General features: G+C 34.1%; 16 protein-coding genes and 1 tRNA gene. 14 read left to right on the forward strand and 3 right to left on the reverse strand.

Features of this window, described 5'->3' with window-relative positions:
• Positions 1–53: 53 nt before the first annotated feature.
• From dnaK to wTpre_RS01430, 4 genes are all read left to right on the forward strand, one after another.
• The gene (dnaK, locus tag wTpre_RS01415; RefSeq protein WP_068651413.1) at positions 54–1964 is read left to right on the forward strand and encodes a molecular chaperone DnaK; all 1911 of its coding nucleotides are present in this window, start codon (positions 54–56) and stop codon (positions 1962–1964) included.
• Positions 1965–2058: 94 nt separating this feature from the next.
• Positions 2059–2346 carry a BolA family protein gene (locus tag wTpre_RS01420; protein ID WP_068652584.1) on the forward strand — a complete coding sequence of 96 codons (288 nt, stop codon included), beginning with the start codon at positions 2059–2061 and terminating at the stop codon, positions 2344–2346.
• A gap of 4 nt (positions 2347–2350) precedes the next feature.
• Entirely contained in the window at positions 2351–3583 is a 1233-nt protein-coding gene (gene metC / locus wTpre_RS01425) for a cystathionine beta-lyase (protein WP_068651415.1), read from the forward strand.
• Complete coding sequence (locus tag wTpre_RS01430; protein WP_068651417.1) at positions 3552–5114, forward strand: Mur ligase family protein; 1563 nt, start codon at positions 3552–3554, stop codon at positions 5112–5114. The genes metC and wTpre_RS01430 overlap by 32 nt, the downstream gene beginning before the upstream one ends.
• 366 nt (positions 5115–5480) lie before the next feature.
• Here wTpre_RS01430 and miaA read toward each other — a convergent pair whose 3' ends face one another.
• Positions 5481–6365, reverse strand: a complete 885-nt coding sequence (gene miaA, locus wTpre_RS01435; RefSeq protein ID WP_068651419.1) for a tRNA (adenosine(37)-N6)-dimethylallyltransferase MiaA — start codon at positions 6363–6365, stop codon at positions 5481–5483.
• Positions 6366–6440: 75 nt separating this feature from the next.
• Here miaA and wTpre_RS01440 point away from each other — a divergent pair, with 75 nt between their 5' ends.
• The 5 genes from wTpre_RS01440 to wTpre_RS01460 all read left to right on the forward strand — a co-directional run bounded on the left by wTpre_RS01440 (position 6441) and on the right by wTpre_RS01460 (position 10029).
• Positions 6441–6911 (forward strand): hypothetical protein, encoded by a 471-nt coding sequence (locus tag wTpre_RS01440; protein WP_068651421.1) that lies wholly within the window; start codon positions 6441–6443, stop codon positions 6909–6911.
• A gap of 145 nt (positions 6912–7056) precedes the next feature.
• Positions 7057–7644, forward strand: coding sequence for an L-threonylcarbamoyladenylate synthase (locus tag wTpre_RS01445; RefSeq protein ID WP_068651423.1), 588 nt, complete (start codon positions 7057–7059; stop codon positions 7642–7644).
• 17 nt (positions 7645–7661) lie between these two features.
• Positions 7662–8522 (forward strand): DNA polymerase III subunit delta', encoded by an 861-nt coding sequence (locus wTpre_RS01450; RefSeq protein ID WP_068651425.1) that lies wholly within the window; start codon positions 7662–7664, stop codon positions 8520–8522.
• Between the two features lie 250 nt (positions 8523–8772).
• Positions 8773–9090 (forward strand): hypothetical protein, encoded by a 318-nt coding sequence (locus tag wTpre_RS06330; RefSeq protein ID WP_245609503.1) that lies wholly within the window; start codon positions 8773–8775, stop codon positions 9088–9090.
• A gap of 288 nt (positions 9091–9378) precedes the next feature.
• Positions 9379–10029, forward strand: a complete 651-nt coding sequence (locus wTpre_RS01460; RefSeq protein WP_068651427.1) for a VirB8/TrbF family protein — start codon at positions 9379–9381, stop codon at positions 10027–10029.
• Here the strand turns inward: wTpre_RS01460 and wTpre_RS01465 are convergent, their stop codons facing one another.
• Both wTpre_RS01465 and wTpre_RS01470 read right to left on the reverse strand, forming a co-directional pair.
• Positions 10030–11532: a proton-conducting transporter transmembrane domain-containing protein gene (locus wTpre_RS01465; protein ID WP_068652587.1), complete on the reverse strand. Its 1503-nt coding sequence runs from the start codon at positions 11530–11532 to the stop codon at positions 10030–10032.
• Between the two features lie 345 nt (positions 11533–11877).
• Positions 11878–13320, reverse strand: a complete 1443-nt coding sequence (locus tag wTpre_RS01470; RefSeq protein WP_068651429.1) for a replicative DNA helicase — start codon at positions 13318–13320, stop codon at positions 11878–11880.
• Positions 13321–13422: 102 nt separating this feature from the next.
• Between wTpre_RS01470 and wTpre_RS01475 the strand changes: the two genes are divergently transcribed.
• The 5 genes from wTpre_RS01475 to wTpre_RS06340 all read left to right on the forward strand — a co-directional run bounded on the left by wTpre_RS01475 (position 13423) and on the right by wTpre_RS06340 (position 14996).
• A tRNA-Leu gene (locus tag wTpre_RS01475) sits at positions 13423–13505 on the forward strand.
• A 23-nt stretch (positions 13506–13528) separates the two neighbouring features.
• Positions 13529–14131 (forward strand): RDD family protein, encoded by a 603-nt coding sequence (locus wTpre_RS01480; RefSeq protein WP_068652589.1) that lies wholly within the window; start codon positions 13529–13531, stop codon positions 14129–14131.
• 11 nt (positions 14132–14142) lie between these two features.
• Complete coding sequence (locus wTpre_RS01485; RefSeq protein ID WP_068651431.1) at positions 14143–14424, forward strand: hypothetical protein; 282 nt, start codon at positions 14143–14145, stop codon at positions 14422–14424.
• A 33-nt stretch (positions 14425–14457) separates the two neighbouring features.
• Entirely contained in the window at positions 14458–14622 is a 165-nt protein-coding gene (locus wTpre_RS06335) for a hypothetical protein (protein ID WP_245609504.1), read from the forward strand.
• Between the two features lie 134 nt (positions 14623–14756).
• On the forward strand, positions 14757–14996 hold the full coding sequence (locus wTpre_RS06340) for a lipase family protein (protein WP_068651435.1): 240 nt from the start codon (positions 14757–14759) through the stop codon (positions 14994–14996).
• Positions 14997–15029 lie beyond the last annotated feature (33 nt).

A 15029-nucleotide genomic window follows, 5' to 3' on the forward strand; every position in this document is an offset into this window, starting at 1 on the left:
GTTTTATACTTATATATTTTACATCGGATAATATTTAAAAGGGAGTATTCATTATGGGAAGAGCAATAGGCATAGATCTTGGAACAACAAATTCTTGTGTTGCAATAATGCAAGGCAAGGATGGAAAAGTAATCGAGAATAAAGAAGGGGCAAGAACTACTCCGTCCATAGTTGCATTCACTGCCTCTGGAGAAAGGTTGATTGGTGCTCCAGCAAAAAGGCAAGCAACTACCAATGCAAATAATACTTTTTTCGCAACTAAGAGATTGATAGGTCGCCAATATAGCGATCCTGAAATAAAGAATCTAGGTGTACCGTATAAGGTATTTGCAGCAAAAAATGGTGATGCATGGGTTAAAACAACTGATAGTAAAGAATACTCTCCTAGTCAAATTGGTGCATTTATACTACAAAACCTGAAAGAAGCAGCTGAGGCTTATCTTGGGGAAGAAGTAAAGGATGCTGTGATAACAGTGCCGGCGTACTTCAATGATTCTCAACGTCAAGCAACAAAAGATGCAGGAAAAATTGCTGGATTAAATGTCCTCAGAATAATTAACGAACCAACTGCTGCAGCACTTGCTTATGGTCTTGATAAAAAGCACGGACACACAATAGTAGTGTATGATCTTGGTGGTGGTACATTTGATGTTTCAGTCCTTGAAATAGGTGACGGAGTTTTTGAGGTAAAGGCTACAAATGGTGATACTCACCTTGGAGGGGAAGACTTCGATAATGAAGTAGTAAATTATTTACTGGGTGAGTTCAAGAAAAGTAATGGCATTGATTTGAAAAACGATCCAATGGCTATGCAAAGAATCAAAGAAGCTGCAGAAAAGGCAAAGGTAGAATTGTCAAGTGCAATGGAAACAGAAGTAAATCTACCGTTTGTTACAGCTGATGCAAGTGGCCCAAAACACTTGAATATGAAGCTAACAAGAGCAAAGCTTGAAAGTTTAGTGAATGATTTGATTGAAAGGACTATAATTCCTTGCAAAAAAGCTCTTGAAGATGCTGGTTTGTCTGCTAGTCAAATTGGTGAAGTAGTTCTTGTTGGTGGCATGACTCGTATGCCAAAAGTCATAGAGAAAGTTAAAGAGTTCTTTGGTAAAGATCCACACAGAGGGGTTAACCCTGATGAAGTTGTAGCAATTGGAGCTGCAATACAGGCGGGGATCATTCAAGGTGATGTAAGAGATGTTTTACTACTTGACGTAACTCCACTTTCTCTTGGTATTGAAACTCTAGGGGGAGTGTTCACTCCGCTTATTGAACGTAATACTACTATTCCTACTAAAAAATCTCAGGTATTTTCAACTGCAGATGATAACCAAACGGCTGTTACAATTAAGGTGCATCAAGGTGAAAGAAAATTGGCGGTTGATAATAAACTACTTGGTCAGTTTAGTTTAGAAGGAATACCACCTGCTCCTCGCGGGGTTCCTCAAATTGAGGTGACGTTTGATATAGATGCAAATGGAATAGCGCATGTTTCTGCAAAGGATAAAGCTACTGGAAAAGAGCAAAAAATACGTATTCAGTCTTCAGGTGGTTTATCGGAGGATGAAATAAATCGGATGGTAAGAGAAGCTGAGGAAAAAGCGCAGGAAGATGAAAAGCGTAAGAAATTTATTGAAGCAAAGAATCAAGCGGATAGTTTAGTTCATTCTACAGAAAAATCTCTGACAGAATGTGGTGATAAAATTTCTCCAGAAGATAAATCTGCTATTGAAAGTGCAGTTAATGAGTTAAAGGAAGTGAGTAAATCTGACAACATTGATGATGCTGATTCAATACAACAGAAAGTTACCAACCTCTCTCAGTTATCTATGAAACTTGGAGAAGCTATGTATAAGGACTCTCAACAACAAGGTGGAGAAAGCTCGTCCACAACAAATAATGAGGAAGAAAAGGTAGTAGATTCTGATTATCGAGATATGGATAATAAGGAGAAAAATAAGTAATTGTGATTGCTGTGTCACTCTTCTTGTCATCTCAGTGTTTGAAGCTGGATGACAAGAGGAAGACTGTGCTGTATTGTTGCTTAAAGTAGCTATTGTGGATATTGTTAAGACAATAGAAGAAAAGTTACGCGATTCAATAGGTGTAATTGATATTAATATTATCGATGAATCAGCAAAGCATGTAGATCATCATTTTACTTCTTCTTCGACACTACCTTCACATATCAAATTAGTATTAATATCTAACGACTTTTCTGGAATGAGCTCTTTAAAGAGGCATAAATTGATCTATGAATTATTAAATAGTGAAATAGAACGAGTACATGCGATTTCTCTTAACTTATATACGCAAAGTGAATATAATTTAAGAAATAAGTGGTAGAAACATGAGAGAAGGGTCTTTATTAGTTAAAGCAGGAAGAAAATTTAATGATTATAAAGGGTCGATGAATCCACCAGTTTATCATTCTTCTACCATATTATTTCCTACTTACAAGGACTACTTAAGTGCAGCGAATGGGGAGAGTATATATGATGTGATCAATGATGGTGTTGCAAGGGATTACAGCTATAGTAATGTTGGTACGCCTACTGTTCATTATTTTTCAAATGCACTCGCTGAAATTGAGGGTAGGGGACGAGCACTCATCTACCCTTCTGGATTATTTGCAATTACTTTTGCTATTTTGACTTTCACTAAAGCAGGTTCACATGTCCTGATACAAGATAATAGTTATTATAGGCTAAAGAGATTTGCCGAAAATGAACTACCAAAAAGAGGAGTAGAAGTAACTTTTTATAATCCGACACAGGATATAGATGATTTGGTTCAGAGTAATACTTCACTCATCATGATTGAGACTCCTGGCTCTATAACGTTTGAGATTTCAAATATAGAGCATATAGTAAAGGTTGCTAAAGAACGTGGAATCGTAACCGTTTGTGACAATTCATGGGCCACTCCTTTGTTGTTTAAGCCGCTTGATTATGAAATTGATATTTCACTATATGCGGTGACAAAGTATCTAGCTGGTCACTCAGATTTAGTGATGGGAGCTATAGTTGCTGAAGGTGAAACTTTTAAATTGCTTTATGAGAGCTATAAAAATTATGGAGTCACCATTCAATCGCATGACTGTTACCTTGCACACAGGGGACTTAGAACACTGCAAACACGAATGAGGAAGCATCAAAGTACAGCAATGCAAGTGGCAAAATGGCTGGAAAAACATCCAAAAATCAAAAGAGTTTTGTATCCAGCACTTCCCTCCCATCCTCAACATGAATTATGGAAAAGTTATTTCAAAGGGGCAAGTAGCGTACTTAGTATAGTACTTGATAGAGAATATTCATGTGAAGAACTAGGCTGCATGGTTGATCACATGAAAGTTTTCGGCATCGGTGCTTCTTGGGGAGGATGTGACAGTTTGGTATTACCAATAGACCATAGATCTATTTCAAGATCTGTAATGAATTCAGATTATGGTGGAAGTTTTGTGAGAATATTTTTTGGACTAGAAGATCCTGAAGATTTGATTTTTGACTTGAATACTGCATTAATAAGACTGCCATGTTCAAGTGTTAAAGATGATTGTGAGACTGAAAGAGCTACTGCATAATATTGTAAATGCTGACTTTGACATTGAAATCAAAGGCGTCACATGTAATCCTAAGAGAGTTAAAGAAGGTTACCTTTTTGTTTGTGTGTCAGAAAGGAGTAAAGAACACGCAACATGTCTTCCTAATGGATGTATACACAACTGTGTAGACCTTGTAATACAAGGGGCCAAGAAAGATGTCATCCCAGTGCTCAGACACTGGGATCTAGAAAATTTAGTTGTAAACAAGCATACTAGACAATTGTATAATAAAAACTGGATTCCAGTGTCAAGCACTGGAATGAAAAGTACTCCAAGTTTTGCAGTGCTTTGCCACTCGGACCCTCAAGGAATATACAGTAAAATAGTCAGCAGGTTTTATCAATTCAAACAACCTAAATATGTTGCTGCTGTAACTGGTACGAATGGTAAAACTTCAGTGGTGGAATTTTGTCGCCAGATTTGGCAAGATAATGCAGCGTCTATAGGAACACTGGGAACATGTGTCAATAATAATAGAAAAGATAATAGCCTTACAACGCCAAGTGCAGATGATCTTTATTCCATATTGCGTGACATAAATAATAAGAACGTAGAACACTTAGCATTAGAAGCTTCAAGCCATGGAATCGATCAATATAGAATCCATGGACTCAGGCTAAATGCTGCAGCTTTTACTAATTTTTCTCAAGATCATTTGGACTATCACAAAAGTATCGATGAGTATTTTGAGGCCAAGAAAAGGTTGTTTGATGAGGTATTGCCAAAAGAAAAAATAGCGATTTTAAATGCAGATATAGGCGAATATGGAGAGTTGCTCAACATAGCTAAAAAGCGTGGCAACAAAGTTATAACCTATGGAAAAAAAAACTCTGACATTACTTTATTAAAGCAGATACCCACTGCCAATGGTCAATACCTAACAATTCAAATCGGTGATGAAATTTATAACGCATTTTTTCCGATTTTTGGGCAATTTCAAGCATATAATTTATTGTGTGCAATCAGTATAGTTATTTCATCTGGTATGGACTATCAAAGAATGTGTATAGATAAACTCGCTTCTCCACCTGGAAGAATGGAAAAAGTGAACACTTTTGCATTTGTCGATTACTCTCATACTCCAAGTGCACTCAAACAAGCTCTGTTGTCTTTAAAATGGCACTTCAATAAAAAGATAGTTCTAGTGTTCGGTTGTGGAGGGAATCGTGATCAAACAAAACGTGCAGAGATGGGTAAAATAGCACAAATGCTTGCAGGTAAAGTTATAGTAACAGATGACAATCCGCGTGATGAAGATCCGGGGAAAATTCGTCACGATATTGTGTTACATTGCCCTGATGCACTGGAGATAGGAGATAGAAAAAAAGCTATAGAGAAAGGTATAAATATAGCACATGATGAAAATATGATCCTGCTAGTTGCAGGAAAAGGACATGAAAGATTCCAAATAATAGAAGGCCAATCCCTTGAATTTAGTGATGTTGAAGTTATTAGAGAGGGCCAAAAATTTGCTACTGCTGTTTTGCTCTCTCTTTCATCCAACGCCTGAATAGCTTTTTTCCTTAAGTCATAACTGTACGCTGCTGGCATTTTTACCTTCTTGTTATACTAAAAAGTATCTTATCTTGTTCCTACTATTATGAGAAGAGCTATACAAGGATATGAAAGTGGAGATTGTGGTTACAAGATTAGTGAGAGAATATAGAAAAATTGAGGATGAAATATTGTGTGATATAGTTCATTTAGTAATAAAGGCTCTTACAGGTATAGTAGCGCTTCATAAGTAAGAATATTTTTACAAAGAATTTAATAATCACAATTTAGGCAATGATGAAAGTTCTTTAAGAAAAAAGTTTAATGCTATCAAGAAAAGTTTGCACAGGCACAGCAATATAATACACAATAATCAAGATACTTAGAGTTCTATCAATTTATTTGCACAGTCAATCACTTGAGAATTCGGAAATTGATTTTTAAACCAAGTGTACTGGCGTTTTGCATAATGCCTTGTGTTTGTTTGAGCGATCTGTATTGCTTCGTCTAAAGTAATCTCCCCTTTTAAGTATCTTATAATTTCTGGCACTCCATGTGCTTTCATAGCTGGCAAATGTGGAGATGGATTCATGCTAAGTAGGTTTTTTACTTCATCAATTGCTCCATTTTCAACCATTTCAATAAAACGAGAATTTATTTTTCGGTATATATCCTCACGTTTAGGTAGAATTGTATATACCTTAAAATTATTGAACAAAGGAGGCTGTCTATTTTTTTGCCATATAAAGATTGTCTTGCCAGTTTCAGTGATAACTTCAAGTGCTCTTGAGAGGCGATGTGAGTCATTAATAAATACTTTACCTTGAATCCTTGGATCTCTGCTTAGCACTAATTTGTAGAATTCCTCTTTACTTAAATTTTTCCTAAGTTCATTTACGTTTTCTCTCACTTCCTGGCTTATTTTTGGAATCGATGATAATCCCTTGATTAAGCTGCTAATGTAAAGCCCACTTCCTCCAGTGAGGATGGGTATTCGTGAATTTTTCAACGCATTGTTAACTTCCCTCTTTAAATCCTCTAGCCATAAACCTACGGAATAATTTTCTCTTGCTGAAACATAACCGTATAGCCTATAAAATTCTTTCTGCTTTGGTGGTTGAGCAGTAATTACGGGAATCTCTCTGTATACCTGCTTTGAGTCACAGTTTATTATGCTAATGTTTTTATACTTTTTTATCAAGTTATCGCATAATTCTGATTTACCTGAGGCTGTAATTCCTGTAATAATTACTGTGTTATCTTTCATTTATATTAATTTAACTAACCTACGATAGGGTGTAGTAAAAATTTGGATTCTACAATCTAAAATTTGGAGACTTTTATGGCAGAAAATGATAACGATAGCTCGTTTACTAAGCGTTTTGCAAATAGGGATTCTAATGAGACAAGAGGAGGTTTTTCCAGTAGGTATTCATCTCAAAATACCAAAGAACATGCACTAGGAGCAAAAGGAAAAATTTCTGAATTGGCAAATAAAAAAGATGAAGCCAAGGAAGCTTTTTCTGAAAGTGGCAGCATAAAGAGTAAAAGCAGAACTATCAACGAAAGATCCTTTGCTGATGCAACAAGAAGAAGTAGATCAGATCTCGTATATCTAGTTCGTGGTAAAGATCGAGGAAGATCAGCTTGGCACTATGCATTAATTGATAAAGATAAAAGAGAAATGTTTCTGGCAAAAAGTAGAACTGGCTCTATAGATGTTGCAGATTATGGGGAGATTTTATATTCAGGATGGGGAGATGATCCACCACAGAGGATAGTCGATAAAATCAATGAGGAGTTCGGATTATAGTAAATCTTTTTTAAAAACGAGCAGTTGCTAATAAAATTTACTGTAAGTATGCAACAGATGCATGCTAGCCATTTCGGTATCTTAATTGCCACCATATAGGGAGATAACGTTGAACCTAGAGCTATTGTAGATATGATTTAGTTATATGGTGTTTGAGGTAATAAATGCAATAAAAAATAATTTGTTAGCATGCTTTCCAACAGAGACAGTATATGCTCTTTCTTGTAATGCGCTAGGTAACGAATCTATAGAAAAAATATATCGAATAAAAAAGCGTTCTCAAAACAAGCCGCTCTCTGTATTTGTTAGTAATATTGATAGTTTGATAAGTATAGCAAAAGTAAAGGAAGAGTATATCGATTTAATAAACTATTTTTCTCCTGGACCAGTGACCTATATTTTACTACTTCAAGATAACAGTATATTACCAAATGAGTTCTTTAAAGATAGTATAGGCATAAGAATTCCTGATCATCCTATTGCGATTTCAATATTAAATAAACTAAAAACTCCAGTAGTTGCAACTAGTATTAACATTTCAGGAGAAAAAAGTATATGCAAAGCAAGAGATATACCTCAGTCTATTAAGCAGCACTTATCTGCAGTAATTGAAGATGATGAATTAGTTTCTGGTATAGAATCTACTATTATTGACTTAACTGGAGACAAGATTAAAGTTTTGAGAAAAGGTAAAATTTCATTACAAACAATAAATAACGAATTTTCAAACTAAGATCTATAGGAAAAAGAATGAAAAAGGTGATAGGCCACAACCAAGCAAAAAAAAAGATAATGAACAACTTGTCTATTCTATCTTGGCTGATCTGTGGTAAAAAAGGTATAGGAAAAGCAACATTCGCAAAATCCTTTTCTAATTGGTTTCTTATAAAAAATTACGATGAAGTAGCATTAGACTTACACATTGTTGAAGGTGATACAATAGGAGTGGAAAAGGTGAGAGAAATGAAAAACTTTTTGTACTTAAGCCCCATTCAATCAGAATATAAAATAGCTATAATAGATAGCTTAGAGTCAATGACTAATAATGCTAAAAATGCAATATTAAAAATACTAGAGGAACCGCCACAAAATTCTAAAATACTTATAATTAGCCATAAACCATATGATATACAAACCACCATCCGGTGTAGGTGTTTTCAGCTGAATTTACTTCCATTAACTTACGATGAAACAAAGCAGGTTGTTTCATCTCAGTATAAATTCGAGGATAAAATATTTAGTGAGATCATTACTTTTTTTCCTGGAACTCCGGGAGTAATAATAAATGCAATAAACAGTGGTGCTTATGAGTCACATAAGCATTTTTATACATTTTTCCGTAATCTAAATAATTCTGATATAGTTAATAAAATAATTAATAGTGAGATTGAGCTAGAACTAGCATCACATATAATTCAAACCTCCATTTTAGAAAGTATAAAGAAAGAAGTAAATAATGTTGAAATTCTACTAAGTCAATTAAGTCAATGGAAAGAAATAGATGAACTTTTCGTTGCTGCAAAGCAATTTCGCTTAGATAAAAAGCATGTTTTAGCTAATGTAGCTAACATCATGACACAAAAATGTAATACTTTTAACATAAATTTATGATAAAATTCTGCTAATTTAATACTAAAAGTATATAACTTGAATAATAATAAATTAACTGTATGGTAATCAATAGAAGTTTTAATAAACACTATACTGAACATGCAGAAGGAATTGAGTTTAATCAAGAATACATCTTTAGATCAAGACTTCACTTTAGAAAAAGGAAAGGAGCTATCAAGTGGCATCTATGAGGTAAATTTAAGCTAAATAAGTCAATCAATATAGCTACTTTGCCAAAATTGGCTGTTATATGCTCAGTAGTGAGCTTGTTGTACGTAATCATATTATGAAAGAGGAAATAGAGATCCCTAGAGATTTTCATTATCTTAAAGTTGTTAAATCCAATCACGATGATTGTAAATTAACGTTTTGTAATTTTTTAGGTAATGAGTTTTTTGAATATAAAAAGTATGATCCACAATATTCTGGTATCTCAGATGAATATAAATTCGTGGATTTTGGTAGTGTAAAAAAGACTAATAATCTAAAATTTAAGGAGTATGTTGGTCATGCACCTAAGTTTTTTGCTGTAGAAGGCTCTATTGAGCCTGAATCTGAAACCATGTAATTGCTCTATTTGAGCTATTCAGAGACGGTAAAGGCAAAAAAGTGGGAACACTTGCTGATAAATTTGGTTATTTTGATGATCAAAATAAATGACATTACTATAATTATTACAAAAGTGCAGAAAGTAATACTTATGATCCTGAAAGCTTCAGTGTAAAATGATAAATTTAGATGTGAAGAAAATTGATAAATTTCATCTTATTGCAGAACAAGGTGATATAATCATTCATCCTATTTTGGAAGATTTAGACATATTTTAAAGTTTTTTTAGAGTTATTATAATTAAGTTATGGAAGTTGAATCAGTAAAAAACAAAAGTTATTTCAGGAAAGCAGTAGAATGGTATTGCCACAGATACCTGTTCTGCGTTGTAGAAAGATCTTGGATGGCGTTAATAGCATTACTTCTCTTAGTATGTTTACTTTTATCATTACTAAACATATACCTACTACTTCCTGTTAAAAAAGATTTAAATTTTGTGAAGTACACGAACCATACAGAAGATGAGTTTTCTATAATACATAAACTTAGTTTTAGTGAAAAAGAAGATGAATACACTTCCATAGCAAGGTACTTGGTAAGTCAATACGTTGAAGCATACGAGTCCTCTAAGATCATTGAATCAAAGTATCAAGAAAATTTTATAAAAAACAATTCTATATATAAAATATATCAAGACTTTCAGGAAAAAGTAAACAATGAAGCTGTTTCATCCACAAGAAAAATTACCAACACAAACGTAACAACACTATCTATTGACCGATCTATCAAGGATTTGGTTAAATTTGCTGGAAATGCCACTGTAGTTTTTGCAGCTGGGCAAAATAAGAAAATGAAAGACTATGCTGTGGAGGTTAGCTTTACTTTATCAAACATGGAAGCAACTCTAACTGGTATAATACCATTTAAATTTATTGTTAACGGCTATAAATACAGGTGATTACATTTTAAAAATTACTTGGTAGCTAAAAAAAATAACTAAAGTGCATACAGCAGTAACAACTGGAGGTAAAATTAGAAGCATTGGTGTCTTTTTAATAGAATAATTTCTAGAGGGTTTTAAGAAAAAGGCATTGTAAATTATCGGTAAGAAGTATAGAGCGTTGAGTATAGTACTGACAATTAACACCAGAGCTACAAATACAGAAAGTGTTACATTACTAGAGTTAAAAATAGCTTGAAAAATGAAAAATTTGCTCCAAAAAGTCGGAGCAGGTGGTACCCCTATCATGGAAAATGCACCTATAGTAAATGCTATCATACTAATTGGCATACTACGTCCTATACCGTGAATTCTATCTATGTATTTCTCACCTGTTTTCGTTATTATTGCTCCAGCAGTGAAAAACAAAGTGATTTTTGCAAATGCGTGGCAAACTAATTGAAAAATTGCAACCCTCATGCTGAATTCACTAAAAATTGAAGCAAACAATATAATATATGACAACTGAGAGATAGTAGAATAAGCAAGCAATTTCTTTAATTCCTTTTGCTTTAATGCAACTAACGATGCAGTAATAATAGTAAATCCAGCAGCGTATGGAAGCCATCCTCCAGCAAACCAACTTTGCTGTGCAAAACGTTGCATATTATCGATGCCAAAAGTGTATAATATAACTTTGATGATGATGAACACTCCTGATTTTACAACAGCAACAGCATGTAGTAGTGCGCTTACAGGAGTTGGTGCAACCATTGCTTTTGGCAACCAAAAATGCATTGGCATTAATGCAGCTTTTCCTATTCCATAAATCAGCATAGCAAAACACACTGCAATAAAAGTTATGAACGAAGTATCAAACTTTAATATTCCACCTCTTACAAAGTCTAAAGTATGGAATTCATTATATAAGAGGCCTATCGCAGGAAAAAATAACGTTAAAGAAGAGAAAAATAGTAAACCAAAGTAATAGCGTCCTGCAATTACTGATTCATTTGTTGAGTTGTAAGTAATCAGAGGATATGTACTAATAGTTAGAAGCTCGTAAAAGACAAATGTAGTGAGCAAATCTCCAGAAAAAGCAATAAACATTGCACAGCTAATCGCTATTGAAAAAAAGCATAGAAAACTCGAGTAGTTACTATCAGCATAGTTATTTCGCATATAACATATTGCATACACACTTGTTAGTACCCACAAAAATGATATTAATAAGCTGAATATTGCTCCACTAGATTCTAACTTTAAACTAATGTGCAAATTATTACCAAAGTCCATGAGAATAAATTGGGAATGATCACCATACACCAAATATAAAGTGCATAGAGATGTATACGCAAATAGAAGCATAGAAGAAACAACAGTAATGCTATTGTTCACTCTGGGCAATTTACTAGTAAAAGAAATAGCTAATGCACTTAAAAGTGGGATCAACGCAGTAATTAACAAATAATTCTCAGTAATAAAAAGTGGCAAGGAAAGAGATATTAAAACAAAATCCATTAAGTAATTCATCTTTCTGTTCAGGTAAAGGTAAAATTATATTCAAGTTATAGAGAATTTGCTATTTTTTAGTTGTATATCGGAAGTGTTAAATAAACCATACGCATCAAGTTAAGAATAAAGTGGCGTAAGGAAGAAAGGAAATGGAAAAAACATTTTATACATTAAGTAATAAAATCAGTAATTTATAGATCTTTCTAAAAAATTATCTTATCCCAGATAAGAATTTCTTAAAAAATAAATGTAACAAATAAAATGCCAATCTTAAATATTGCTATGTTTCACGATAGCTTCTTAGTTTGGCACATATGGTTTGTTAAACACTTCCAGAATTACTCAAAACCGCTACAGACTATATCTTTCTGTATAATCTTTAAATGCACCTCTATTGGAGTCAAAATGTAGCTTTACACTGCCAATTGGCCCGTTTCTTTGTTTTGCAATGATCAGCTCTGCAATATTTCTAATTTTCTCCATTTTCTCTTGCCACTCTCGATGTTTATTACTTCCTTCATTTGGTTGCTTTCTTAATTCATAATATTCTTCTCTATAGAGGAACATTACTATATCTGCATCCTGCTCTATGCTTCCTGAATCACGTAAATCAGAAAGTTGTGGTTTTTTATCATCCCTTTGCTCAACAGAACGAGAGAGCTGTGATAGTGCAACAATGGGAATATTTAGTTCCTTTGCAATTGCTTTTAAACCCTGCGTCACTTCTGAGATTTCTTGCACTCTATTTTCACTACTCCTTTTTGTTGTTCCTCGAATTAACTGCAGATAGTCGATAAAGACCACCTCTACATTATATAGTTGATAGAGAAGACGTATTCTGGTACGAAGAGCACTAATTGATAGTGCAGGAGTGTCATCTATGATGAAAGGTAACTCGGATAGATCTGTACTAACATTAATGAATTCGTGTAATTCAAAATCACTAATTCTTCCAGTCATTGCCTTATAATAACTAATGCCTGAATCTATAGTAATCAATCTTGCAGTCAATTGCTCTGCTGACATTTCAAGTGAGAAAAACGCTACGTAGTGTTGTTTATCTGTTCTTTTTTGCAAAATCTTACAAGCATTAAGTGCGATGTTCAGCGCCAATGCTGTCTTTCCCATTGAGGGCCTTGCAGCTATAATTAATAGATCAGATTTCTGCAAACCACCAAGAAGCTGGTTTAGGTCTTGAAGTCCGGTTGTAATACCTAGAGCCTCTGGATTATTCTTCAGCTTGCTGATCTTCTCAACCACATCTTTAATTGAACTTGTAAGCTTTATATATGTCTTATCACCTTGCTTTTTTACTGCTAAGTTGAACAACTTTGTCATTGCCTGCTCAATTTGTACCTGTGCAGGATTTTCAATGTCGTAGTTGTAACTATCGTCAACTATCTCCTGCCCGAGCTTGATTAAGCATCTCCTTAAATAAGTATCACGGATTATTCTGGTCAAGCTATAGATGTCAAGCGCAATGCTTGCCTTTGCTGCAAGTTTTGCTAGGTACTGAACTCCACCACATTCGGCAAATGCTTTGTCATTTTCAAAAAACATCTTTAGGCTTAGTTCATTGGCGACTATGCCGTGTTTTCTGGTTTTAGATATCTGGGTAAAAATGCTTTGATGTAGTGGATCATAGAAATTATCTTCTGTGATTATGTCTTCAACTGCATCACAAATTCTATTATCTCGAATCATTGCACCAATGAGCATTTGCTCTGCTTCTAAATTGTGTGGCAATTTACATATTTCTTCTCTTGAATCAATAAGATTGACTAATTCATTCATTTTAAGTTTTCAGAGTAATGATTGATTATTCTAGAATATTCAGTACTTACTTAAAAGATAAAAAATTTGACTAATCTTGTATTGCTTATAGCATTAAAGTAGGCCCCTGTGGTGGAATGGTAGACACGGCAGACTCAAAATCTGTTGCTTGCAAAAGCATGCTGGTTCAAGTCCGGCCAGGGGCACTCAAACATTGGAAAATGCATATATGTTACGTAAATTTTTTAATCGTTTATTTTCCATTCTTTCTTCTATAAGTACTATTCAAAAAGTGAAAAAGGATGATAATGGAATATGCTATGTAACGGGACTTAGACGCTATTTGTCAGTGCTGCTTGATTTAATCATCATCGTTTTATTTTTGCAGTTTTGCGGTCAGGCCTTAAATCAACTCTTCATGAGCTCGGAGAGCAGTAAAATATTAGGCCAAATTGCTGCAAAATATCAAATGCAGGTACCATTATCTGCAGAGGAAACAGCAATGCAGAGTAAACTAATCAAGTTACTAATTCTAAATCAAATAGTTCAATTCATTATGCTTTTTAGTTATGTGGCATATATGTGGATAAGGTTTGGTGCTACACCTGGAAAGTTATTACTTGGGATTAGAGTTGTGAATGCACAAACTTTTGAAAAATTGACTCTAAAACAAGCAATAAAGAGGTTTTTTTCCTTTATATTGTCAACAGCACCACTATTCTTGGGTTTTATATGGGCAAACTTCGACAAACGCTGCCAAACTTGGCACGATAAGATCGCAGACACAGTGGTTGTCATAAATAAGAGTCTTAAGCTTGATAAAATGAAATAGTAGGTAAAAATATGCCAAGTATTACTCATGGTCAAAGTATGGATTCTATTAGAGATAGTATTGTACATATTGGTGGTGATGAAATAAAAGAATGTGCAATTGAAGCGCTAGAACCATTTAAGAACGAATTAGAAGCTCAAAGTTTTGACCTTCATGGGATAGGAACTTCTGACCTAATTAAAGCATGGAAGAAGATAGAAGATTTTAAAGGTGCTGGATTAAAGGATGCTTTTGACCTTGCTGATCTGATAAAAGGGCAAATTACAGGATTTAACAAAGAAAAATTACAATAGATGTGTACTTTTAGCAAGATTTCCTACGGTAATGTGGACAGAAAATTAAAGCAAGATGAGTACAAAACTAAAAGGCAATTTGAAGAAGAAGGTTATGAAATTGTAAAATTTTACGACAATGAACTCATTGAAGACAAATATTGCTCGGATAAGGAAGATCTTCGTGCATCTTTAGCTAAATTGTTCATTTTTACCTGAAGATCATCGTGTCCACTCTGGTTTTACTCTTTATTCAAACGGTCTTGGCCCAGTGTGCATAAGATATTAAAAGGGCATGCTAATGATAAAGGATTATCAATCAAAGATTTAAAATTAATGTTACAGGTCATAGCATGGGATGTGCTCTTGCTAATAGAGCTTCTTTATGTCTTAATAAAACAGAAAATGCCGAAGATGTGCAGGTTGCAACTTTTGGCTCTCCAAGAGTTTTCTACAATGGTGCCGATGAAGTTTACAATCAGTGTCTTGGAAAGAAGACTATTAGAGTAGCTTGTCAATCAGATCCGCTACGGCTTTATTGCATAGAACTGATAGTGCATGTAAATCAAAGTAAATTTACGCAGCTAATTTAAATTTAGCCACACCTATATCAGTAAATTTATTCA

Origin of the sequence: Wolbachia endosymbiont of Trichogramma pretiosum, assembly GCF_001439985.1 — a bacterium.
Lineage (GTDB): Bacteria > Pseudomonadota > Alphaproteobacteria > Rickettsiales > Anaplasmataceae > Wolbachia.

Bases quoted from the DNA above. Each gene is read 5' to 3' on its own strand.
- dnaK (WP_068651413.1), top strand. From the start codon at position 54: ATGGGAAGAGCAATAGGCATAGATCTTGGAACAACAAATTCTTGTGTT.
- metC (WP_068651415.1), top strand. From the start codon at position 2,351: ATGAGAGAAGGGTCTTTATTAGTTAAAGCAGGAAGAAAATTTAATGAT.
- wTpre_RS01430 (WP_068651417.1), top strand. From the start codon at position 3,552: ATGATTGTGAGACTGAAAGAGCTACTGCATAATATTGTAAATGCTGAC.
- miaA (WP_068651419.1), bottom strand. From the start codon at position 6,365: ATGAAAGATAACACAGTAATTATTACAGGAATTACAGCCTCAGGTAAA.
- wTpre_RS01440 (WP_068651421.1), top strand. From the start codon at position 6,441: ATGGCAGAAAATGATAACGATAGCTCGTTTACTAAGCGTTTTGCAAAT.
- wTpre_RS01445 (WP_068651423.1), top strand. From the start codon at position 7,057: ATGGTGTTTGAGGTAATAAATGCAATAAAAAATAATTTGTTAGCATGC.
- wTpre_RS01450 (WP_068651425.1), top strand. From the start codon at position 7,662: ATGAAAAAGGTGATAGGCCACAACCAAGCAAAAAAAAAGATAATGAAC.
- wTpre_RS06330 (WP_245609503.1), top strand. From the start codon at position 8,773: ATGCTCAGTAGTGAGCTTGTTGTACGTAATCATATTATGAAAGAGGAA.
- wTpre_RS01460 (WP_068651427.1), top strand. From the start codon at position 9,379: ATGGAAGTTGAATCAGTAAAAAACAAAAGTTATTTCAGGAAAGCAGTA.
- wTpre_RS01465 (WP_068652587.1), bottom strand. From the start codon at position 11,532: ATGGATTTTGTTTTAATATCTCTTTCCTTGCCACTTTTTATTACTGAG.
- wTpre_RS01470 (WP_068651429.1), bottom strand. From the start codon at position 13,320: ATGAATGAATTAGTCAATCTTATTGATTCAAGAGAAGAAATATGTAAA.
- wTpre_RS01480 (WP_068652589.1), top strand. From the start codon at position 13,529: ATGTTACGTAAATTTTTTAATCGTTTATTTTCCATTCTTTCTTCTATA.
- wTpre_RS01485 (WP_068651431.1), top strand. From the start codon at position 14,143: ATGCCAAGTATTACTCATGGTCAAAGTATGGATTCTATTAGAGATAGT.
- wTpre_RS06340 (WP_068651435.1), top strand. From the start codon at position 14,757: ATGGGATGTGCTCTTGCTAATAGAGCTTCTTTATGTCTTAATAAAACA.